The 20,105-nt window shown below is 74.9% G+C and carries 20 protein-coding genes and 1 pseudogene; 14 read left to right on the top strand and 7 right to left on the bottom strand.

Features of this window, described 5'->3' with window-relative positions; translation table 11 throughout:
- Positions 1-29: 29 nt before the first annotated feature.
- The gene (locus tag IEZ03_RS19275; RefSeq protein WP_184882055.1) at positions 30-266 is read right to left on the bottom strand and encodes a hypervirulence associated TUDOR domain-containing protein; all 237 of its coding nucleotides are present in this window, start codon (positions 264-266) and stop codon (positions 30-32) included.
- Positions 267-442: 176 nt separating this feature from the next.
- Here IEZ03_RS19275 and IEZ03_RS19270 point away from each other — a divergent pair, with 176 nt between their 5' ends.
- The 4 genes from IEZ03_RS19270 (at position 443) to IEZ03_RS19255 (ending at position 4,295) form a co-directional block, all read left to right on the top strand.
- A complete protein-coding gene (locus IEZ03_RS19270; RefSeq protein ID WP_184882053.1) occupies positions 443-736 on the top strand; it encodes a hypothetical protein in 294 nt (97 codons plus the stop codon).
- Positions 737-875: 139 nt separating this feature from the next.
- On the top strand, positions 876-2,348 hold the full coding sequence (locus IEZ03_RS19265; protein WP_184882051.1) for a phytoene desaturase family protein: 1,473 nt from the start codon (positions 876-878) through the stop codon (positions 2,346-2,348).
- The gene (locus IEZ03_RS19260) at positions 2,345-3,301 is read left to right on the top strand and encodes a phytoene/squalene synthase family protein (protein WP_132047409.1); all 957 of its coding nucleotides are present in this window, start codon (positions 2,345-2,347) and stop codon (positions 3,299-3,301) included. The genes IEZ03_RS19265 and IEZ03_RS19260 overlap by 4 nt, the downstream gene beginning before the upstream one ends.
- A 1-nt stretch (position 3,302) precedes the next feature.
- Positions 3,303-4,295, top strand: a complete 993-nt coding sequence (locus tag IEZ03_RS19255; protein ID WP_184882049.1) for a phosphate acyltransferase — start codon at positions 3,303-3,305, stop codon at positions 4,293-4,295.
- Between the two features lie 5 nt (positions 4,296-4,300).
- Here the strand turns inward: IEZ03_RS19255 and IEZ03_RS19250 are convergent, their stop codons facing one another.
- Entirely contained in the window at positions 4,301-5,035 is a 735-nt protein-coding gene (locus tag IEZ03_RS19250; protein ID WP_229808402.1) for a spheroidene monooxygenase, read from the bottom strand.
- Between IEZ03_RS19250 and IEZ03_RS19245 the strand changes: the two genes are divergently transcribed.
- A complete protein-coding gene (locus IEZ03_RS19245) occupies positions 5,010-5,606 on the top strand; it encodes a glycerol-3-phosphate acyltransferase (protein WP_184882047.1) in 597 nt (198 codons plus the stop codon). The two genes, IEZ03_RS19250 and IEZ03_RS19245, sit on opposite strands and share 26 nt — an antisense overlap.
- Here IEZ03_RS19245 and IEZ03_RS19240 read toward each other — a convergent pair.
- The 3 genes from IEZ03_RS19240 to IEZ03_RS19230 are packed head-to-tail and all read right to left on the bottom strand — an operon-like array spanning position 5,557 to position 8,944.
- Positions 5,557-6,696, bottom strand: coding sequence for a glycosyltransferase family 2 protein (locus IEZ03_RS19240; protein WP_229808401.1), 1,140 nt, complete (start codon positions 6,694-6,696; stop codon positions 5,557-5,559). The two genes, IEZ03_RS19245 and IEZ03_RS19240, sit on opposite strands and share 50 nt — an antisense overlap.
- Positions 6,693-8,141, bottom strand: a complete 1,449-nt coding sequence (locus IEZ03_RS19235; RefSeq protein ID WP_184882045.1) for a phytoene desaturase family protein — start codon at positions 8,139-8,141, stop codon at positions 6,693-6,695. The genes IEZ03_RS19240 and IEZ03_RS19235 overlap by 4 nt, the downstream gene beginning before the upstream one ends.
- Positions 8,129-8,944 carry a carotenoid biosynthesis protein gene (locus tag IEZ03_RS19230; protein WP_184882043.1) on the bottom strand — a complete coding sequence of 272 codons (816 nt, stop codon included), beginning with the start codon at positions 8,942-8,944 and terminating at the stop codon, positions 8,129-8,131. The genes IEZ03_RS19235 and IEZ03_RS19230 overlap by 13 nt, the downstream gene beginning before the upstream one ends.
- 179 nt (positions 8,945-9,123) lie before the next feature.
- Here IEZ03_RS19230 and IEZ03_RS19225 point away from each other — a divergent pair, with 179 nt between their 5' ends.
- Together IEZ03_RS19225 and IEZ03_RS19220 are read left to right on the top strand one after the other, a co-directional pair.
- The gene (locus tag IEZ03_RS19225) at positions 9,124-10,584 is read left to right on the top strand and encodes a DUF1990 family protein (protein WP_184882041.1); all 1,461 of its coding nucleotides are present in this window, start codon (positions 9,124-9,126) and stop codon (positions 10,582-10,584) included.
- Positions 10,581-11,258: a DUF1990 family protein gene (locus tag IEZ03_RS19220; RefSeq protein WP_184882039.1), complete on the top strand. Its 678-nt coding sequence runs from the start codon at positions 10,581-10,583 to the stop codon at positions 11,256-11,258. Before IEZ03_RS19225 ends, IEZ03_RS19220 begins: the two co-directional genes overlap by 4 nt.
- Before the next feature lie 15 nt (positions 11,259-11,273).
- On the opposite strand, the gene IEZ03_RS19215 is transcribed toward IEZ03_RS19220, so the two are convergent.
- Positions 11,274-11,435: a hypothetical protein gene (locus IEZ03_RS19215; protein WP_184882037.1), complete on the bottom strand. Its 162-nt coding sequence runs from the start codon at positions 11,433-11,435 to the stop codon at positions 11,274-11,276.
- A 169-nt stretch (positions 11,436-11,604) separates the two neighbouring features.
- Between IEZ03_RS19215 and IEZ03_RS19210 the strand changes: the two genes are divergently transcribed.
- Both IEZ03_RS19210 and IEZ03_RS19205 read left to right on the top strand, forming a co-directional pair.
- On the top strand, positions 11,605-12,057 hold the full coding sequence (locus tag IEZ03_RS19210; protein ID WP_184882035.1) for a hypothetical protein: 453 nt from the start codon (positions 11,605-11,607) through the stop codon (positions 12,055-12,057).
- A 71-nt stretch (positions 12,058-12,128) separates the two neighbouring features.
- Complete coding sequence (locus tag IEZ03_RS19205; RefSeq protein ID WP_184882033.1) at positions 12,129-12,323, top strand: hypothetical protein; 195 nt, start codon at positions 12,129-12,131, stop codon at positions 12,321-12,323.
- 12 nt (positions 12,324-12,335) lie between these two features.
- On the opposite strand, the gene IEZ03_RS19200 is transcribed toward IEZ03_RS19205, so the two are convergent.
- Positions 12,336-14,054 carry a sensor histidine kinase gene (locus IEZ03_RS19200; protein WP_184882031.1) on the bottom strand — a complete coding sequence of 573 codons (1,719 nt, stop codon included), beginning with the start codon at positions 14,052-14,054 and terminating at the stop codon, positions 12,336-12,338.
- Positions 14,055-14,191: 137 nt separating this feature from the next.
- On the opposite strand from IEZ03_RS19200, the gene IEZ03_RS19195 reads away from it, so the two are divergent.
- The 5 genes and pseudogenes from IEZ03_RS19195 to IEZ03_RS38010 form a co-directional block, all read left to right on the top strand.
- Complete coding sequence (locus tag IEZ03_RS19195; RefSeq protein ID WP_132047427.1) at positions 14,192-14,875, top strand: response regulator transcription factor; 684 nt, start codon at positions 14,192-14,194, stop codon at positions 14,873-14,875.
- Entirely contained in the window at positions 14,872-15,315 is a 444-nt protein-coding gene (locus IEZ03_RS19190; protein WP_229808400.1) for a pyridoxamine 5'-phosphate oxidase family protein, read from the top strand. The genes IEZ03_RS19195 and IEZ03_RS19190 overlap by 4 nt, the downstream gene beginning before the upstream one ends.
- Positions 15,316-15,322: 7 nt before the next feature.
- Positions 15,323-17,944 (top strand): cation-translocating P-type ATPase, encoded by a 2,622-nt coding sequence (locus IEZ03_RS19185; protein ID WP_184882029.1) that lies wholly within the window; start codon positions 15,323-15,325, stop codon positions 17,942-17,944.
- Positions 17,945-18,083: 139 nt separating this feature from the next.
- Positions 18,084-19,562 carry a bifunctional aminoglycoside phosphotransferase/ATP-binding protein gene (locus tag IEZ03_RS19180; protein WP_229808399.1) on the top strand — a complete coding sequence of 493 codons (1,479 nt, stop codon included), beginning with the start codon at positions 18,084-18,086 and terminating at the stop codon, positions 19,560-19,562.
- 71 nt (positions 19,563-19,633) lie between these two features.
- Positions 19,634-20,105: pseudogene (locus tag IEZ03_RS38010) on the top strand (4-hydroxybutyrate CoA-transferase); the annotation flags it as partial.

Raw genomic sequence — 20,105 nt, 5'->3', positions numbered from 1 at the left:
CTCTCACCCGAGCGGGTCGCCGAGCCGGTTCAGCCCTTCCGCCGGCGCAGGGCCGAGCCCTTGTGGACGGCCTTCTTGCCGCTCTTCTCGCTGCGCACGACGTACTGCGGTTCGTCGGGCGAGGCGGCGACGGTGCGGCCGGCCTCCTCGCGGCGGTCGGTGACCTTCTTCTCCACGCGGCCCTCGGCCGTGGAGCCGTGGCTGCTCCAGGCGACCTCGTCGCCCACGGCCGGTTCCTTCTTGCCCTTCTTGTCATTCCTGCCCATGGCTGTCGCCTACCCGCCGTTGCCGCGGTTGTCACCACGAAAGTCCTGGTCAGACGGTATTCATCCGCGGCCGCCCGGGGCGGCGCCATCCCGCGGGCGGGAGGCGGCAAAATCCGTTTCATGCGTGCTTGTGCAGGTCAGCGGAGGGTACGGGCCGATCGACCAAAGGGGGAAACATGATCGGCAAACTGCACAGCTGGGGCTTGAAGTCCAGCCACATGTACTCGGCGGGCATCGCCTCCGTCGGTCTGGCGTTCGCCTCATGGGCGGCGTCCAACCGCCTTGAGGCAGCGGGCGTGGACCGGGCCGACCGGTGGGGGATATTCATCGGCGAATGGGCTCCGACCTTTTTCGCCATAGGGGTCGCCCTCCGCCTGGAGGAATCGCACGACCAGGCGGCGATGGAGGCGTCCGGGCAACGCGGCCGGGCGGAAGAGAGAGTCGGCGCGGCGCAGTCCACCATGCGGTAGCGGCCGCGGATCGCGGCGGTTTCGGCCACGCCGCCGGGCATGGGTGAAACCGATCGGCCACCGGGTTCCGAAGAACGGTGCACAACCATTCGGACGACGATGGAGGAACCGTGCACTCCCGACATTCTGGGCACAGTCGTTGAGGGCGGCGGACGGCCGGGTCGTCGTGGTCGGGGCGGGCCTGTCCGGGCTGTCGGCGGCGATCCACCTCGCGGCGCGCGGCCGCGAGGTGGTGGTGGTCGAGGCGCACGACGAGCCGGGGGGCTGCTGCGGCTCGGCGCACGCCGGTCCCTACCGGTTCGACACGGGCCCTTCGGTGCTGACCATGCCGGGGGTGCTGGCGAACACGTTCGGCGCGGCCGGCGAGGACATGGAGAACCTGCTCCCGCTCCGGCGGCTGGACCCCTTCTACCGCCTGTCCTTCCACGACGGCTCCCGGCTGGACGTGGTGGCGGGCGCGCAGCGGATGGCCGAGAACGTCCGCGCGCTGTGCGGGCCGGACGAGGCGGCGCGGTACCTGCGGTTCCGGCGGCGGCTCGGGGCGATGTTCGACGCCGAATGGCCGGCGTTCATCGACGCGGACATGACCCGGCTGCGGAGCATGGCCCGCCCGCTCGCGCTGCTCAGGCTCGCGGCGGCGGGCGGGTTCCGGCGCCTCGACCGGTTCGTGGCGGCCCAGCTCACCGACGAGCGGCTCGTCAGGGCGCACACGTTCCAGGCGCTGTACGTCGGGCTCCCGCCGGGGAAGGCGCTGGCCGTCTACGCGGTCGTCGCGCACATGGACACGGTCGGCGGCGTGTACTTCCCCGAGGCGGGCGGGATGCACGCCGTCCCGCAGGCGCTCGCCGCCGTCGCGGAGAAGGCGGGCGCCGCCGTCCGGTACGGCGTGCGCGCCGAGCGGGTCGAGACGGACGCGTCCGGGGTGGCGGCGGTGCGGCTGGACGGCGGCGAGCGGATCGCCGCCGGGCACGTGGTCGTCGCCTGCGACCTGGCGCGGGCCCACCGGGGGCTGCTGCCGGACGCGGCGGGCGACTGGCGGCTGCGCCGTCCGCGGTACTCGCCGTCCTGCCTGGTCATGCACTTCGGGCTCGACCGCCGGCTGCCCGGTCAGGCGCACCACACGCTGCATTTCGGCCGGACGTGGGCGAGCACATTCTCGGCGCTGGCGCGCGGGCGCCCGCAGCCCGATCCGAGCGTCCTGGTCACGTATCCCGAGGCGGACGGCGCGGCGGCACCGGCCGGGCACGCCACGCTGAGCGTCCTCGAACCCGCCCCGAACCTGGCGAGCGGAACCGACTGGGACCGGCTCGCCCCGCGGCTGGAGCGGCGGCTGCTCGGCCGCCTCGCCGAACTCGGGTACGGCGACCTGTCGGCGGCGTCGCGGCTCACCTTCGATCCGCGGGACTGGTCCCGCCTCGGCCATTCGGCGGGCACGCCGTTCGCGCTGGACCACCGGTTCGGCCAGACGGCCTGGTTCCGGCCGGCGGGCCGGAGCCGCCGCGTCCCCGGCCTGCACTTCGCCGGGATGTACACCGCGCCCGGTGTGGGCGTCCCCACGGCTCTGATCTCCGGGCGGCTGGCCGCCGCCCGCATCCTGGAAGGCCGCCGATGACGCTGACCGCGAGCTACGAACACTGCCGCCGCCTCAACGCCCGCCATGGACGCTCGTTCTACCTGGCGACGCTGCTCCTTCCGGCGTGGAAGCGCCGCCATGTCCACGCTCTGTACGGGTTCACCCGCCATGTGGACGACATTGTCGACGCCTACGGCAATGAGGCCACGGACACGGAGGTTCGGGCGAAGGCGCTCGACGATGTGACCCAGAGGCTGAGTGCGAGCCTGGAGGGAGAGGTCATCCCGGACCCCGTCCTGCCCGCCTTCGTGCACACCGTCCGCTCCTTCGGCATTGAGCGCAGCGACATCGACGCCTTCCTCAGGTCGATGCGCACCGATCTCACCGTGACCCGGTATGCGACCTACGACGACCTGCTGGTGTACATGGAGGGCTCGGCGGCCGCGATCGGGCTGATGATGCTCCCGGTCCTGGAGACGGTGCCGAGTGCGGGGCGGGCGGCCCGCGAACCCGCGCGCGAGCTGGGACGGGCGTTCCAGCTGACCAACTTCCTGCGGGACGTCGCCGAGGACCTGGAGCGCGGCCGCATCTACCTGCCGCAGGAAGATCTCGCCCGGTTCGGGGTGACCGAGGACGACCTCCGCTCCGGCGGCCGCACCCGGCCGCTGCGCGAGCTGGTGGCCTTCGAGGCCGGCCGCGCCCGCGACCACTACCGCCGCGCGCTGGACGGCCTCGGCCTGCTCGCGCCCTCGTCCCGGCCGTGCATCCGCGCCGCGTACGAGCTGTACGGCGGCATCCTGGACGAGATCGCCGCGGCGGACCACGACGTGCTGAGCGCGCGGGCGCGGGTGCCGCGCCGCCGCCGGGCCGCGATCTTCGCGCGGCACATGCTGGCCGCGTCCGCCGCGGGCCGCGCCGAGCGGCGGCTCCCGGCCCGCGCGCTGGAAGACGGCGCCCTGGGGGACGGGGCGCTCGGGGACGGGCAGGTCTGAGATGGATGCGGCGGCTGACGGAGGCGGGGCGCTGCGCCCGGTGGTGCTGGACGCGATGGGCGGCGACCACGGGCCGGCGGTGACGGTGCCGGGAGCCCTGGCGGCGCACCGCGAGCACGGTGTCCCGGTGGTCCTCGCGGGACGGGCCGACGAGGTGGAGCACGAGCTGCGCCGCCACGGCGGCGCAGGTGAAGTGGAGGTCCTGCACGCGGACGAGGTCGTGCCGATGGCCGAGCGCGGCGCGGGTGCCGCCGCCCGGCGGAAGTCGAGCCTCATGATCGGGTGCGAGGCGGCGCGGCGGCGGGGCGGCTCGTTCGTCTCGGCCGGGTCCACCGGGGCCGTGGTGACGTGCGCGGTGCGGGCGTTCGCGCGGCGGGAGGGCGTGCTGCGTCCGGCGCTGGCGGTGGCGCTGCCGACCGTGACGGGTTCGACCGTGCTGGTCGACGCGGGCGGGACGTCCGACCCGACCCCGGAGATGCTCGCGCAGTTCGCCCTGCTGGGCACCGCGTACGCGCGGAACGTCCTCGGCGTCCGCGACCCTTCGGTGGGCCTGCTGTCCATCGGCGCCGAGCCGGGGAAGGGCAACCGGCTCGCCCGCGGCGCCGCCCGGTTGCTGCCGGATCTGCCCGTCCGCCTCCACGGCAACGTGGAAGGGCACGACGTGCTGGCCGGGACGGTCGACGTGGTCGTGACGGACGGCTTCACCGGCAACGTCGTGCTGAAGAACATCGAGGGCTGCGTCCGGAGCACTCTGGACATGGTCGCCAGGGCCGGTATCGCCCCACCCGCACGGCTCGCGGAGGTCGCGCGGCTCTACACGGCGGACACGCACGGGGGCGCCGCCCTGCTCGGGCTGACCGGCACGGTGGTGGTGGCGCACGGCTCGTCCGGACCGACGGCCATCGCCCGCGCGTGCGCTGTCGCGGCCGAGCTGGGCGAGGCGGACGAGCCCCTGCCGGTGGTGGGCCGCGCTTCCGTGGGGCCGGTCGCGTGAGGCGCTCACTCGGCGCCGCCAGGGCGCAGGGGGTCGCGGCCGTCCCAGGTGCCCTCGCTCCCGTAGGGGACGAATCGGGCGAACAGCTCCTCGCTGTACCAGTCCTCGCCGCGGACCCGGTCGATGACGGTGCGGTGCGCGTCGCCCCGGTAGGCGAACCGGGCGATGGCGGCGTCGTCCTCCCACAGCGAGAAGGTCGCCTGCCGGGCCAGCGGCCACTCCCCCACCCCGATCGAGGCGAGGCAGCCGTCCTGGCGCCGCAGGTCGAGGTCCACGCCCGGGACGGACCGGTAGAACGCCGCCAGCCGGCGCGGGCGGATCGACGCCCGGGTCAGCACCGCCACCGGCCCGCCGGCGGGCTTCGCGGCCGGGACGGCGGAGGCGAACGGGTCGCGTCCGCCCCAGCGGCCCCGGGAGCCGAGCGGGGCGAGCCGGACATGCCACGACTCCTCGGCCTCGTCCCGCCACCGTCCGGCCACCGGCGAGCGCGCGAGGAACTCCTCCAGCGCCCGCTCGCCGTCCCACACGGCGAACAGCGCCCAGCGGCGCAGGTCGGCGCCGAGGCTCATGGACCGGCCGCGGCCGGTGCCCAGCAGCCGCCAGAACGGCAGGCCGCCGGTGCGGCGCAGCACGGGCCGGTCGAACGCCATGTACCGCATGGCGTCCGCACGCGCGTACCTGATGAGGTGGAACGAGGCGATGACGCTGGACTCGGTGGCTCCCCTGCTCGTCGCGGTCATCGGCGGTTACCTGCTCGGCTCGGTGCCGGTCGCGGTGCTGGTCGGCCGCGCCCACGGCCTCGACCCGCGGGAGACCGGCGACCGCAACCCCGGCTTCTGGAACGTCATGGAGCAGCTCGGCTGGAAGGCCGCCGTCCCCGTGTTCGCCGGGGACATGCTGAAGGGCACGGCGGCGGGCCTGGTCGGGCTGGCCGCGGGCGGGGGCTCCACCGGCGCGCTCGGGACGGTGACCGGCACGAGCGTCCTGCCCGTGTACGCCGCCGTCGCCGCGGCCATGGCCGGGCACGCCTGGCCGGTGTTCGCGGGCCTGCGCGGCGGCCGCTCGATCCTCGCGTTCGCCGGCGGTTTCGCCGTGATCTGCCCGCCGGCGTTCGCGCTCGGCCTCGCGCTGCTGGCCGGCACGAGCCTGGCGCTGCGCTCGTTCGCGTGGGGCACGCGCGTGGCGGTGTTCTCGCTGCCGGTGCTGCAGCTCCTCTTCGCGCCCGCCGCGCACGTCGCGGGGACCGGGGCGCTGATGTGCCTCATCGGGCTGCGCTTCGGGCAGGCCGCCGTGGCGGGGCGCCGCGCCTGACGGCCGGGCGGGCGTAGCCGCGGCCGCGCCAGGTGCGCGCCGGCCGCAGCGCCGACCACGTCAGGCGCACCGCCGTCAGCGGGTCGAGAAGGGGGGACAGCGCCAGGCCCGGGCCCGGACGCGCGTAGCTGCCGCGCAGGGCGGCGAGCAGGAGCAGGCGCTGGATGAGGAGGCCGAGGTCGAGCGGGGTCGGGCGTCCCGCCGCCAGCCGCAGCCAGGGCAGGGCCAGGGTCAGCCAGACGACCGCGAGGTCGGCGGCCAGCGCACGGCCGGTGGTGACGTCGCGGAGCGAGATCGACCGCCCCCATTCGCGCCACACGTCCCGTGCCGACTCGTGCATGTCGACGTCGAGCAGGGCGCGGGCGTCGCGGAAGACGACCGTCCAGCCGTCCCGGGCGAGCAGGCGGCCCAGCGCGACGTCGTCGGTGAGGTTGCCGCGGACGCGCTCGAACGCACCGGCCCGCAGCAGGAGGTCCGTGCGGAACGCCAGGCACTGGCCGTTGACCAGGAGCCGGTCCGGTGACGCGGCGGGACCGACCGGCCCGAACCGGTAGACGAGGCTTGCGAGGAAGGAGGCGTGCAGCGCCTGCTCCGCCGCACCGCCGCATACGAACCGCGGCGCGGCCGACACCAGCCGGCCCGACTCCGCGCAGGACGTTCCGAGCAGCGCGGCGAGTTCGGCGCAGAGTCCCGGTTTCGGACGCGTGTCGGCGTCCAGCAGGACCACGATGGGATGCGACGCGGCCGCCACGCCCTGGTGCAGCGCCCACTGCTTGCCGACCCATCCGTCCGGGAGCGGCGCGCCGGAGATCACCTTGGCGCCGAGGTCCGCCGCGACGCGGGCCGTGCCGTCGCGGGACCCGTCGTCCACGACGATCACCTCGGACACGTCGGGGTCCGCGAGGAGGGGCCGGAGGCAGCCTTCGATCCGGGTCTCCTCGTCCCGCGCGGGGATCACCACCGACACCGGCTCCGGCGGCGGGCCCGAGGCTCCGGGGGCGAGCGGCGCGGGCCGGGTCCGGCCGCGCGACAGCCGCGCGGCCACCACCCCGGCGGCAAGCGCCTGGCAGGCGGTCAGGAAGGGCGTCACGTCGGCGCGCCCGTCCGTACCGGGAGGTCCTCCTCGACGAGGGAGGCGACGATCCGGCCGCCCATCGCGACCAGCGGGAGCCCGCCGCCCGGATGCGCCGACCCGCCGACCAGGTACAGCCCGCGCCGCGGGCCCCGGTTGCCGGGCCTGCGGAACGGCGCCAGCGCGCCGCGGTAGGCGGTGCCGTAGATCGCGCCGCCCGGGGAGCCGTACCGGTCCCGCAGGTCGGCGGGGGTGAACGTCTCCACGAACCGCAGCCGCCCCGACAGGTCGTGGCCGCGGCGCGCCAGCGTCTCCAGGACGTGCTCCCCGTAGGCGTCCGGGTCCGCCGGCCAGCGGCCCGGATCGCCCGCCGGGACGTTGACGAGCAGCACCCAGTTCTCCGCGCCGCCGGGGGCCTGCGACGGGTCGTCCACCGCCGAGCAGCCGATGTAGACCGTCGGGTCGCGGGGCGGCACGCGGCGGCCGAAGATGTCGCCGAACTCGCCCGCGTAGTCGGCCGAGAAGACGACGGAGTGGTGCGGGAGGCCCTCGGTGCGCCCCTCCACCCCGGCGAGCAGCAGGAACGCCGAGGAGGACGGGCCGAGCCGCGCGATCCGCCGCAGCCTGCGGCGATCCGGGAGCAGGCGCCCGTACAGCGCCTCGGCGTCGGCGTTCACCACCACCGCGTCGGCGCCCGCCCGCTCGCCCGACGCCAGGACGACGCCCGTGACCGCAGACCGGTCGGCGGTCACCTCCGCCACCTCGGTGCCGGTGCTGACGTCCACTCCGGCGTCGAGCAGGAGGCAGGCCAGGTCGTCGGCGAGCCGGGGCAGCCCGCCCAGCACATACCAGCCGCCGTCCCCGTGCTCGATCGCCGGGACGCACCCGAGCGCGGCCGGCGCGCGGTACGGGCTCGACCCCGCGTACGTCGCGTACCGGCCGACGTACTGGCGCAGCCGCGGGTCGCGGAAGAAGCGGCGGGCGAGGCCGTCCAGCGTCCGGCCCGGCGCGACCGCGCGCAGGTCGCCGAGCCGGGCCTGCTCGGGACGGCGGCCCAGCGGCCCGGCGAAGAACGTCCGGCGGGACGCGTCCAGGCAGGCCGCGGCCCACCGGTGGAAGGCCCGCCACGAGGCGCCCTCCCCCGGTGCCAGCCGGTCGACCTCGGCCGCCATGCGGACCGGGTCGCGGTACGCGCGCAGCTCGGAGCCGTCGGCGAAGCGGTAGCGGCACAGCTCGTCCAGCTCCACCAGCTCGCGCCCGACGCCCAGCTCGCGGAAGATGCCGGGAAGCGTCAGCAGCGACGGCCCCAGCGAGAAGGCGAAGCCGTCGCGCTCGCGCTCGGCGAGCTTCCCGCCGAGCCGGTCGAGCCGCTCGTACAGCCGGACCCGGTGGCCGCCGCGCGCCAGCAGCAGCGCGGCGACCATCCCGCCGACGCCGCCGCCCACCACGATCACCTCGGCCATCGACGCCTCCCCGCCAGGGCGGCGCACGTCCCCATCGCGATCCCGCCGATCGCCGCGACCACCCGGTCGGGCGGCTCGAACACCGCCGCGAACGCCAGCGTCTCCATCGCCGTCATCACCCCGTAGATCGCCACGAGCCCCCCGGGCGGGGCCGCCTCCGTCCGCCCCGCGATCTGGTCGATCATTCCCATGACCAGCAGCGACACCGCCAGCCAGCCCGCGAAATTGCTGACCGGCACCCCCCGGTACGGGCCCTCGTGCACCCAGGTCCACAGGCCCAGCCGGAGCATCTGCGGGTCCAGGAACAGGTCCCACGCCGTCAGCGCGAACGCCCCGGCCGCCCAGCGCGCGAGCCCGCCCTGCGGGACGATCGCGGTGGCGACCGCGTGCGCGGCCAGCCCCATTCCTCCCCAGGCCACCGCCACGATCACCGGCACCCCGCCCAGCTGGGGCCGGAGCAGCGGCGTGTAGGAGTACTTCCCGAACGGGACGCCCGCGCGGACGCCGATCCACTCGGCCGCGTATCCCGCGCCCGCCGCGGCGCCGAAGGCGCCCAGCGCGCGGCCGGCGCCGTCCCGCCCGGCGAGGAACGCCACGGCGCTCGACGCCAGCAGCACCACGACGACGCTGGTCAGCCGGATCGGGGCGGGCCGCACGCCCGACAGGACCTGCGCCACCACCATCGACCCCAGGAGCCCGGTCCCCGCGGCCGGCCAGGTCCGCGGTCGCCGTCCGGCCCCGGCCACGCGCCACCCGGCGGCGCGCACGTACCGCTGGAGCCACCGCCCACGCACATCCCCCATACACGACCTTCGCGAGAAGGCACCGCCACGGATGCACCCCTACCCGGAGCGATCAGCGGCAGAGCCCGCCCGGGGCGTTCCCGGGTTCATGGTTCGGCCTGGTCGAGCGGGGTAGGCCACGCCGCGTCTCCCTCAGAACGCCAGGCGGAACGACACGGGCGAACATCCGGGGGGAACGCGTGCGAGGACGGTGGCTGTGGCGCGCACGCGCGGTGCGCTGGCCCGCGGGCATGGGGATCGCGGCATGGCGGTGGGTGCTGCGCTCCCGCCGGACACCGCGGCGCAGGCTGCACTCGGAGGCGTGCACGGACGTCGACCGGCTCCCGCGCCACGAGGGCGACAAGGTGCAGGACGCGCGGCAGGGCGTGGGGCCGGTCTTCCAGCGGCGGTACATCGTCCGCATCTCCGGCAGCCCGCTGACCCCCGCCGAGCTGATCAAGCGGGTGGGCGACGACCTCAACGCCGCGACCCCGGTGGAGATCGCCGTCTTCGACAAGATCTCGGGAGCCGCCGGGTCCCTGCAGATCGGGGACGAGTACGACGTCCACATGCCGGGTCCCTGGAACTGCCCGGTCCGGGTGGTGGAGCACGCGCCGACGTCGTTTCGGTTCGCGACCCTGCACGGCCACCTGGAGGCCGGGGAGATCGAGTTCCGGGCGGTGCGGGCCGGCGAGGACGACCTCGTGTTCACGATCGAGTCCTGGGCGCGGAGCGGCGACCGGCTGGCGGAGGTCCTCTACGCCAGGGTGGGCATCGCGAAGGAGATGCAGCTGCACATGTGGGCGCACTTCTGCCGCCGCGTCGCCGAGCTCTCGGGCGGGCGGATGACCGGTGAGGTGGCCGTCGAGACCGAGCGGACGGACGTGCCGGGAAACGGGCGGGGCATCCTGGCCCGGGTCGTCACGACGGCCTTCACCCGGACGTTCGTCCTCGCGACCCGGCTGCGCGGCGACCGGCCCCTGCACCCCGAGGGTCTGGTGTTCGACGCGACGCTGAACCTGAACGGGACCTCCCGGTACTGGGGCGTCCCGTTCCTGGACGACACAGCGGAGGTGCAGGGCCACGCCCGCCTCTCCCGGGCGGTGGGGCTGCCGGTCGCGCTGCCGGACATCCTCGGCCTCGCGCTGCGCTGGCCGCAGGCCGACACCGGCGACGGATCGACCGCCGAACTGCTCCTGGCCACGACCGGGCATTCGGTGCTCGGCCGCCGCCTGCTGCGCCCGATGAGCAGGTGGAGCCCCGCCTTCTACGGCTCACTGCTCGCCTACCGGGTCGGTGACCGGAGGGTCCTGCTGGGCGCGGTCGGGCGGCGCGAGCCCGCCGTCCCGGCGCGCCTCGACGCGCTCGCCCACGCCGCGGACGAGCGGGCGCTGCAGTTCGACCTCGTGGTGGCGACCGAGTTCGGCCGCTGGGAGCGGTTCGGGGAACTGCGGCTCACTGGACCGGCCCGGGGCGACGACGAGCAGCCGATGCGCTTCAATCCGGCCCGGCACCCCATCCACGGGATGCCGCCCGCGGGCCTGCTGCAGCAGGTGCGCGGCCCGACCTACGCCGCCGTCCAGTACACCGCGCGCAGAGCCCGAAGGGCCCGGGAGGCGGGTCCGGAACGCGACCGGCGGCCGGTGAAGTCATCGCGATGAGACGGAGCCGGCTCGTCCAGCGGCGGATGCGGCGGTTGCACGACGACCTGCCGAGGCGTCCGCTCAACTTCGACCCGGGGCGGCACGACATGCACCGCCCGGAACCCGGCTGGCACGTCGACGACTACCGGCAGCCGCTGCCGCCCGAGCCGCCCGGTCCGCCGGTCCCCGGGGGGAGCTGGGAGACCGCCCGCCGCCTCGTCCGGGACTACCAGTACGCCGATCCGGCCATCATCCGGCGGATCCGCCATTCCGGCCCGCCCGAGCCGGGCCGCGACATGCTCCTCGAAGGCCGGTTCTACGGGCTGCGCTTCTACCTCGGGCTGCGGATCGGAAACGTCGTCGACGGCGTCGTCGAGGAGGAGGACGGACGCCGGGCGAGGGTGTACGGCTGGAACTACCGGACGCTGAAGGGGCACCTCGAACGCGGGCAGATGGACCAGGAGGTGCGCAAGTGGCTCGACACCGGCGAGGTGGAGTTCCACATCCACGCCTTCTCGCAGCCCTCGTCCGACCCCAACCCCATCGTGCGGCTCGGCTTCAGGGTCTTCGGGCGGCACACGCAGGTGAAGTTCTACAGGCGGGCGTGCCGGCGCATGGAGGCGCTGACGAAGGCCGGGATCGGCGCCCACCGTGCCGAGCCGCGGGAAGACCCCCGGGAGGAACTCCGCTGACGAAGTCAGCCGTGGTCATCGCTCGGGCTTGACGTCGCCGTCCTGCTCGCCGTCCGGCGCGGGACGGCGCGTCTGGTTCTCCCCCGGCACGGGCGGTCCGCCGGGTGCGGTGGCCGGCTTCACCGGCTTGGCGGCGTCGCCGCTGTCGGTCCGCCCGCGGAACGAGGTGTAGGGCACGGTTCCTCCTGCTCGGCACTCGCCGGGCCCCCGGGGCCGGCGGTTCGTTGCCCAGTGCCCGCCATTTTCCGGAACATTCGGGAACCGCGCACGAATTCCCGGTGTTCCTCGCGGTAGCCGGGACGAACGCGGGTAGTCCCCACCGAAACACCAGTTCAGGGGAGTCCTCATGCCTTCACAAGCCGAAGTCGAGCGGTACGAGTTCGCGTTCGACGACCGGTTGCGGCGCCCGCTGTCGCTGCTCGGAATCCGGCCCGACACGTGCCACGCCCTGATCACCGCGTCCAGGCTCGTCGTCCGCTTCGGCCCCTGGACGGTGCGCTCGCCGCTGGAGAACATCGCCGGCGCCGAGGTCACCGGCCCCTACGCCGCCTGGAAGGCCACGGGCGTGCGCATCTCGTGGGCCGACCGCGGGCTCACCCTGGGCACCAGCGCCGCGCAGGGCGTGTGCATCCGCTTCCACCGCCCGATCCGCGGCGCGGAGCCGACGGGCCTGCTGCGCCACCCCGGACTGACCCTCACCCTCGCCGACTCCCCCGGGGCGGCGCGGCGGCTGGCGGAGATCGCGGCCGCGCTGCGGGGCCAGGTCGCGGTGGGGGCCGGCCGGGACGCCGGTCGTTAGAGCGGAACCTCGCCGGGTAGCAGCGCCGTGCCGGGGAAGCGCCGGCGATTCATTCGATCAAGGGGGCGGAGATGACGACTCCGGAGGAGAACGCACCGAAGACCGACGACACCGACCAGGTCGTCATGAAGCCGGGCGGGCAGCCCGACCGGGACCCGGACCAGGAGCCCGCCCGGCGGCCCGATACCCGCACCGAGCTCGGCGCCGAGCTGGAGGACAAGATGTCGGAGAAGGGGTTGTCCCGCGACGACTTCTCCGAGTCCTGACGGGCGTCCCGCTCAGCCCGCCTTGAGCGGGACGCGCCAGACCAGGACGGTGCCGCCGCCGGGACGGTCCCGGGTGGCGAAGTCGCCGCCCAGTCCCCCGGCCCGCTCCGCCATGTTGCGCAGGCCGCTGCGGCGGCCCCCCTCGGGGATGCCGACGCCGTCGTCCTCGACGCGGAGGGTCAGGTCCTCGTCGCCGACCCCGATCACCACGCCGGTCTCGGTGGCGTTGGCGTGCCTGGCCACGTTCGAGAGGGCCTCCCGGACGACGGCCAGCAGGTGATCGCCGGTCGCGTCGTCCACGGCGGTGTCCAGCAGCCCGTCCAGGCGGACCGACGGCGCGAACCCCAGCTGCCCGGCCGCGGCGTCGACCAGGGCGTGCACGCGGCTGCGCAGCGACTCGTCGTCGGCCGGGGCCTGCAGCGCGAAGATGGACGAGCGGATCTGCCGGATCGTGTCGTCCAGGTCGTCCACCGCCCGCTGGACCCGGACGGCCACCTCCCGCTTCTGCGTGATCTTGATGGCGGCCATCAGCGTCATCGCGGTGGCGAACAGCCGCTGGATGACGGTGTCGTGCAGGTCCTTGGCGATCCGGTCGCGGTCCTCCAGCAGCGCCAGCCGCTCGGTGTCGCGGCGCCGGTCGCCCAGCTCCAGCGCGACGGCCGCCTGCCCCGCGAACGCCTCCAGGAGCCGCCGGGTGCCGTCGGTGAACAGCGCCCCGCCGGGCGGGTTGATCACCGAGATGACGCCCCGGGCGGAGGGCCCCGTGCCCAGCGGCACCGCCACCACGGGGCCGGCCATCGGCTCACCGGTCCGGACCCCGGCCTCCCGGGCGGCCTCGGCGCCGTCGTCGAGTATCAGCGACACGCCCTCGTCGAAGACCCTTCCGACGACCGAGTGGTCCCGGGGGACGCGCAGGCCCTGGACCCGGTCGGCGCCGTCGCCGTCCGCGGCCTCGATCACGAAGCCGTCCCCGGACTCGTCGACGAGGGCGACGTTGCCGAGCGCGCCGTCGGCGACCTCCCGGGCCCGCTCGGCGACGAGCGCGGTCACCTGGTGCGGGCCGACGCCGGACAGCAGCGCGGTGGAGATGTCCGCCGACGCCTCCAGCCACCGCTCGCGCCGCCGGGTCTCCTCGTACAGCCGGGCGTTCTCGATCGCCACGCCCGCCGCGGTGGCCAGCGCGGTCACCACGACCTGGTCCTCGTCCTCGAACTCGCCGCCGCCGGCCTTCTCGGTCAGGTACAGGTTGCCGAACACCTCGTCCCGCACCCGGATCGGGACGCCGAGGAACGTCCGCATCGGCGGGTGGCCGGGCGGGAACCCGTACGACTCGGGGTGCTCGTTGAGGTCCGGGAGGCGCAGCGGGCGCGGGTCCTTGATCAGCAGCCCGAGGATGCCGTGGCCGTGCGGCCAGGACCCGATCTCGGCGATCTCCTCCTCGCCGATGCCGACGGTGACGAACCGGACCAGCCGCTCGCCCTCGCCGCCGATCACGCCGAGGGCGCCGTAGCGGGCGTCGACGAGGGTCGTGGCGGCCTCGGTGATCCGCCGCAGCACCGTCTCCAGCTCCAGGTCGCTGCCGATGGAGACCACGGCCTCCAGCAGCGCGTGCACCCGGTCGCGCGTGGCGCGGGCGGTCTCCAGCCGCGCCTGCAGCTCCAGCAGCAGATCGTCGAGCTGGAGCTGGGGCAGGATCAGTTTCGCCCGTTCGGAACGAGATTCGTCGGCCACACGGCCAGTATCCCCGCACCTGTCAATGGCCGGCGGGGGGACCTTCGTCCTCCCGGCGCGGGACGTCCGAGCCCTGTGTCGCCGGAGGCCCGGCGGGTAACTTGAGACCCGGCACCATCGAGGAGAGGGAAGGGCCGATGACGGACGCGGGCGGCGCGAAGCCGATCAGGGTGTTCCTGCTGGACGACCACGAGGTCGTGCGGCGCGGCGTGGCGGCCCTGCTGTCCGCCGAGGACGACATCGAGATCGCCGGGGAGGCCGGCACGGCCGAGCAGGCGCTGGCCCGCATCCCCGCCGCCCGGCCCGACGTGGCCGTCCTGGACGTCCGGCTGCCCGACGGCGACGGCGTGAGCGTCTGCCGCGAGCTGCGGTCCCGGCTGCCGGGGCTGGCCTGCCTGATGCTGACCTCCTACGACGACGAGGACGCCCTCTTCGAGGCGGTGATGGCCGGGGCCGCCGGCTACGTCCTGAAGCAGATCCACGGCTCCGACCTGGTCGGCGCCGTCCGCACGGTCGCCACCGGGCAGTCGCTCCTCGACCCCCGCTCGACCGCCCGCATGCTGCAGCGGCTGCGCGAGCGCCAGGAGAAGAAGGACCCGCTCAAGGGGCTGACCGAGCAGGAGCGCCACATCCTGGAGCTCATCGGGGAGGGACTGACGAACCGGCAGATCGGCGAGCGGATGTTCCTGGCCGAGAAGACGGTGAAGAACTACATCTCCAACCTGTTCGCCAAGCTCGGGATGAGCCGCCGCACGCAGGCCGCCGCGCTCGCCGCCCAGCTCAAGGCGGACGCGGCGAAACCCAAGGGGGTGTGGGAGTGACGCCCGCCGGCACGGACCTCGACCAGAGCGGCCTGGAGATCCTGGACCGGGACGAATGCCTCGCGCTGCTCTCCCGCGCCGCCATCGGGCGCATCGTGTTCACGCACCAGGCGCTCCCGGCGGTCCAGCCGGTCAACTTCGCGTTCGACGGCGCGAACATCGTGATCAAGGTGTCCCGGACGTCGCGGCTCGCCACCGCCGCCTCCGGCACGATCGTCGCGTTCGAGGTCGACGAGTTCGACACCGAGGCCCGGACGGGCTGGTCGGTGGTCGCGGTCGGCCCCGCCCGGCACGTCACCGACCCGGACGAGCTGCGGGCCCTGGAACGGCTCCCGCTGCAGACCTGGGCGCCCGGGGAGCGCGACCGCTACATCCGGCTGCGCCCCGAGCTCCTGACCGGACGCCGCGTCCCCGTGCGGGACCTGACCGCGTCCGCGTGACCTCCGCATGACGGGCACCGGAGCACCGCACGGCCTGCCCGCCGGCGAGGTGGTCCGCGCCCTCGACACCGACGCCGGCCGCGGTCTCACCGCCGCCGAGGCGGACGAGCGGCTCGCGCGGGAGGGACCGAACACCCTGCCCGCCGCCGAGGGCCGCGGCGCGGTGCTGCGGTTCCTCGCGCAGTTCCACAGCCCGCTGATCTACGTGCTCCTCGGGGCGGCCGGGGTGACGGCCCTGATGGGCGAGCACGTGGACGCGCTGGTGATCCTCGGCGTCGTGATCGTCAACGCGGTGGTCGGGTTCGTGCAGGAGTCCCGGGCCGAGCAGGCGCTCGGCGCGCTCGCCGTCCTCGCGCAGACCTCCGCCACCGTCGTCCGGGACGGGCGGCGCCGCGGCGTGCCCGCGGCGGAGCTCGTCCGCGGCGACCTGGTGGAGCTCGCCGCCGGCGACAAGGTCCCCGCCGACCTGCGGCTGCTGCGCGCCGACGAGCTGGCCGCCGACGAGTCGGCGCTGACCGGGGAGTCGGTGCCGGTCGCCAAGGACCCCGCCGCGACGCCCGGGGCGGAGCTCGGCGACCGCACCGGCATGGCGTTCTCCGGGACGCTGGTGACGCGCGGCCAGGGCGCGGGCGTCGTCGTGGCCACGGGGGCGCGCACCGAGCTCGGCGACATCCACCGGCTCGTGCGCGGCACCCGCGCGGTCCGGACGCCGCTCACCCGCAAGATCACCCAGTTCAGCAAGATCGTCACGGTGGGGATCCTCGTCCTGGCCGCGGGGACGTTCCTGCTCGGCGTGGCGCGCGGGCGCGGGACGACGGAGATGCTGACCGCCGCGGTCGCGCTCGCGGTCGGCGCGATCCCCGAGGGGCTGCCGGCCGTCATGACGGTCACCCTCGCGCTCGGCGTGGCGCGGATGGCCCGCCGCGGCGCGATCGTCCGGCACCTGCCGGCCGTCGAGACCCTCGGCGGCACCACGGTCATCTGCACCGACAAGACCGGCACCCTCACCCGGAACCAGATGACGGTGACCGCCGTCGTCGCCGGGGGCCGCGAGTACACGATCACCGGCAGCGGCTACGCCCCCGACGGGGCCGTGCACGCGGGCGGCGAGCCGGTCGAGCCGTCCGAGCACCCCGCCCTGCACGCCGTCCTCACGGCGGGCCTCGCCTGCAATGACGCGGAGCTCGTCCAGCGGGACGAGGGCTGGCAGGTGGCCGGCGACCCCACCGAGGGCGCGCTGGTGACGAGCGCGGCCAAGGCGGGCATCGACTCCGTCCCCGAGCGGCTCGCCACGCTGCCGTTCAACGGCGAGCGCCGCTTCATGGCCACCCTCCAGGCGGACGGGGTCGTCCACGTGAAGGGGCCCGTCGAACGGATCCTGGAGCTGTGCGACGACCAGGCGGGGCCGGACGGCGAGCCCGAGCCCCTCGACAAGGACGATGCCGTCGGCCGCGCCGAGGCGTTCGGCGAGCAGGCGCTGCGCGTCCTCGCCTTCGCCCGCGCGCACACCGCCGCGGGCGACCTCGACGAGCTTCCCCGGCTGACCTTCGTCGGGCTGCAGGCGATGATCGACCCGCCGCGCACCGCGGCCGCGCAGGCCGTCCGGAGCTGCCACCGGGCAGGCGTGGACGTCAAGATGATCACCGGCGACCACGCCGCGACCGCCCGCGCGATCGGCGCCCATGTCGGCCTGGAGGGCGAGGTGATGACGGGCGCGGAACTCGACGCCGACGTCCCGCCGGAGCGGATCCGCGCCACCACCGTGTTCGCCCGCGTGTCGCCCGAGCAGAAGCTGCGGCTCGTCCAGGCCCTCCAGGACGGCGGCCACGTCGTCGCCATGACCGGCGACGGCGTCAACGACGCCCCGGCGCTCAAGCAGGCCGACATCGGCGTCGCGATGGGCCGCACCGGCACCGACGTCGCCAAGGAATCCGCGGACATGGTCCTCACCGACGACGACTTCGCCTCGATCGAGAAGGCCGTCGAGGAGGGGCGCGGCGTCTTCGACAACCTGGTGAAGTTCATCGTGTGGGCGCTGCCGGCCAACATCGGGCTCGGCCTGGTGCTCGTCGCCGCGATCGTCGCGGACACCGAGCTGCCGATCCTGCCACTGCAGGTGCTGTGGCTGAACATGACCGCGATCCTGGTGCTCGGCCTGCCGTTCGCGGTGGAGCCCAAGGACGACGCCATCATGGACCGCCCGCCGCGCGACCCGTCCCTGCCGCTGATCACCCGCGCGATGACCACCCGGATCCTGGTGGTCTCGGCGGTCCTGCTCGCGGGCGCGTTCGGGCTGCAGAACTGGGAGCGGGCGAACGGCGCGTCCCCGGACGTGGCGCAGACCATCGTGGTCAACGTGTTCGCGCTGACGCTGCTGACCTACATGTTCAACTGCCTCTCCCTGGACCGTCCGCTCCTCTGGCGCGGCGTCCGCCGGAACCCGTGGGTCGGCGTCAGCGCCGCGGCCCTCATCGCGATCCAGCTCGTGTACACCTACGCGCCCGCGATGAACGAGGTCTTCGGGTCCGCCCCGCTCGACCTCGCCCACTGGCTGCGGATCGTCGCGGTGGCCGTGCTGTCCTACGCGCTTCTCGAACTGGTCAAACGCGTCCAGCGCGGCAGTTCGTAGCGGAGAGATTCGGGACCTTCGTCCGGGAACCGGGGGCCTCCGGCCACGGGCCCGCTGTCGTCCGGCTGGTTGACTGGTGGTCGAGGACCTTTCCGCACGGGACGAGACTCTGGGAGTGCATCGGATGGATGCCGCGGCCGTGAGCGAGACCCACATCGGCGTCGTCTTCTTCGTGGGCGACCGGGCGTACAAGATGAAGAAGCCGGTCGACCTCGGGTTCCTCGACTTCAGCACGCGCGAGCTGCGCGAAAGGGCGTGCCGCGACGAGGTCCGCCTCAACCGGCGTTTCGCGCCCGACGTCTACCTCGGGGTCTCCGACGTGCACGGCCCCGACGGCGAGGTATGCGACCACCTGGTCGTGATGCGGCGGATGCCCGCCGACCGGCGCCTGTCCCGGCTCGTGGAGGCCGGCGAACCGGTCGAGGACGCGCTCCGCGACACCGCGCGCATCCTGGCCGCCTGGCACGCCGAGGCGCCGCGCGGGCCCGAGGTCACCGCCCAGGGCACCCGGGACGCGCTCCGCGGCCGCTGGAACGACAGCTTCGAGCAGGTGCGCCCCTTCCACGACCGCGCCCTCGACGGCGCCGCGGCCACGGAGATCGAGGAGCTCACCGCCGCCTTCCTCGCCGGCCGGGCGGAGCTGTTCGACGCGCGCATCGCCGACGGGCGCGTGGTCGACGGGCACGGCGACCTGCTGACCGGCGACGTGTTCTGCCTGGACGACGGCCCGCGCATCCTCGACTGCCTGGAGTTCGACCAGGCGCTGCGCAGCGTGGACGGCCTCGACGACGCCTCGTTCCTGGCCATGGACCTCGAACGCCTCGGCGCGCCCCGCCTCGCCCAGCGCTTCGTCGACTGGTACTCCGGGTTCGCCGCCGACCCGGCACCGCCCTCGCTGCGCCACCACTACGTCGCCTACCGGGCGTTCGTGCGCGCGAAGGTCGCCTGCCTGCGCTACGGGCAGGGCGTCCCGGAGGCGGCCGACGAGGCCCGCTCGTACGCCGGCGTCGCGCTGCGCCACCTGCGCGCCGGGAAGGTCGACCTCATCCTGGTGGGCGGGCTCCCCGGCACGGGGAAGACGTCCCTCGCCGGCGCGCTCGCCGACCGGCTCGGCTGCGCGCTGATCAGCAGCGACCGCGTCCGCAAGGAGCTCGCGGGCCTGCCGCCCGAGGAGTCCGCCGCCGCCCCGTACGGCACCGGCATCTACAGCCCGGAATGGACCAGGCGCACCTACCGCGAGCTGGCCGGGCGCGCCGCCCGGCTGCTCCGGCTCGGCGAGACGGTCGTCCTGGACGCGTCGTGGTCGGCCAAGGAGGACCGGGACCTGCTCGCCGCGGTCGCGGACCGCGAGCACGCGCACCTGACGGCCCTGCGCTGCGCGGCCCCCGCGTCCGCCACCGCCGAGCGGATGCGGGCCCGCGCCCGCGGGCGGAGCATCTCCGACGCGGACGCCGAGATCGCCGCCGCCATGCGCGCGGAGGCGGCCCCGTGGCCGGAGTCCGCCGCGATCGACACCGGCGGGGCGCTGGAGGACGCCGTGGCGCAGGCCCTCGCCGTCGTCCGGCCGGCCGGCGCCGAGCACGTCTGGCACCGACGCCCGCTGCTGTCCCCGGGCTGAGAGACTCGCGGTACATGATCGACGAGGGTCCGCGCCGGGCCGGCGCGGCGGAGCACGGGAGGGGTCCATCGATGCGGGTGATCTCGGAACGGCAGCTCGGCGCCGTCCTGTCCGGGCTGCCGGGCCGGCCGCGGGTCGTGGCCGGGGGCAACTTCGCCGCGCCCGCGCGGGCGCTGGCGATCCTCGACGAGGCGCTCCCGGAGTACCGGCTGTTCATGCTCAACGCCCAGGACGGCCTGCCCGACCGGGACGGGGTCGACCTGGAGACCCCGTTCGTCGGTGTCGGGATGCGGGGCCGGGACGGCCTGCGGTACTACCCGTCGCGGCTGTCGCTCGTCCCCAACCTGCTCAAGGAGCTGCTCCCGCCCGACGTGGTGGTGATGCAGACGTCGGTGCCCTCGGGCGGGACGGTCTCGCTCGGCATCGAGGTCAACATCCTGCCCGCCGCGATCGAGGCCGTCCGGGAACGCGGCGGGCTGGTGATCGCCCAGCTGAACCCCCGGATGCCCTACACCTACGGCGACGCCGTCCTCCCGCTCGACG

Source organism: Actinomadura livida, assembly GCF_014648675.1.
Classification (GTDB): domain Bacteria; phylum Actinomycetota; class Actinomycetes; order Streptosporangiales; family Streptosporangiaceae; genus Spirillospora; species Spirillospora livida.
The sequence above is the reverse complement of the archived record's forward strand: the minus strand, read 5'-3'. Positions and strand labels throughout refer to the sequence as shown.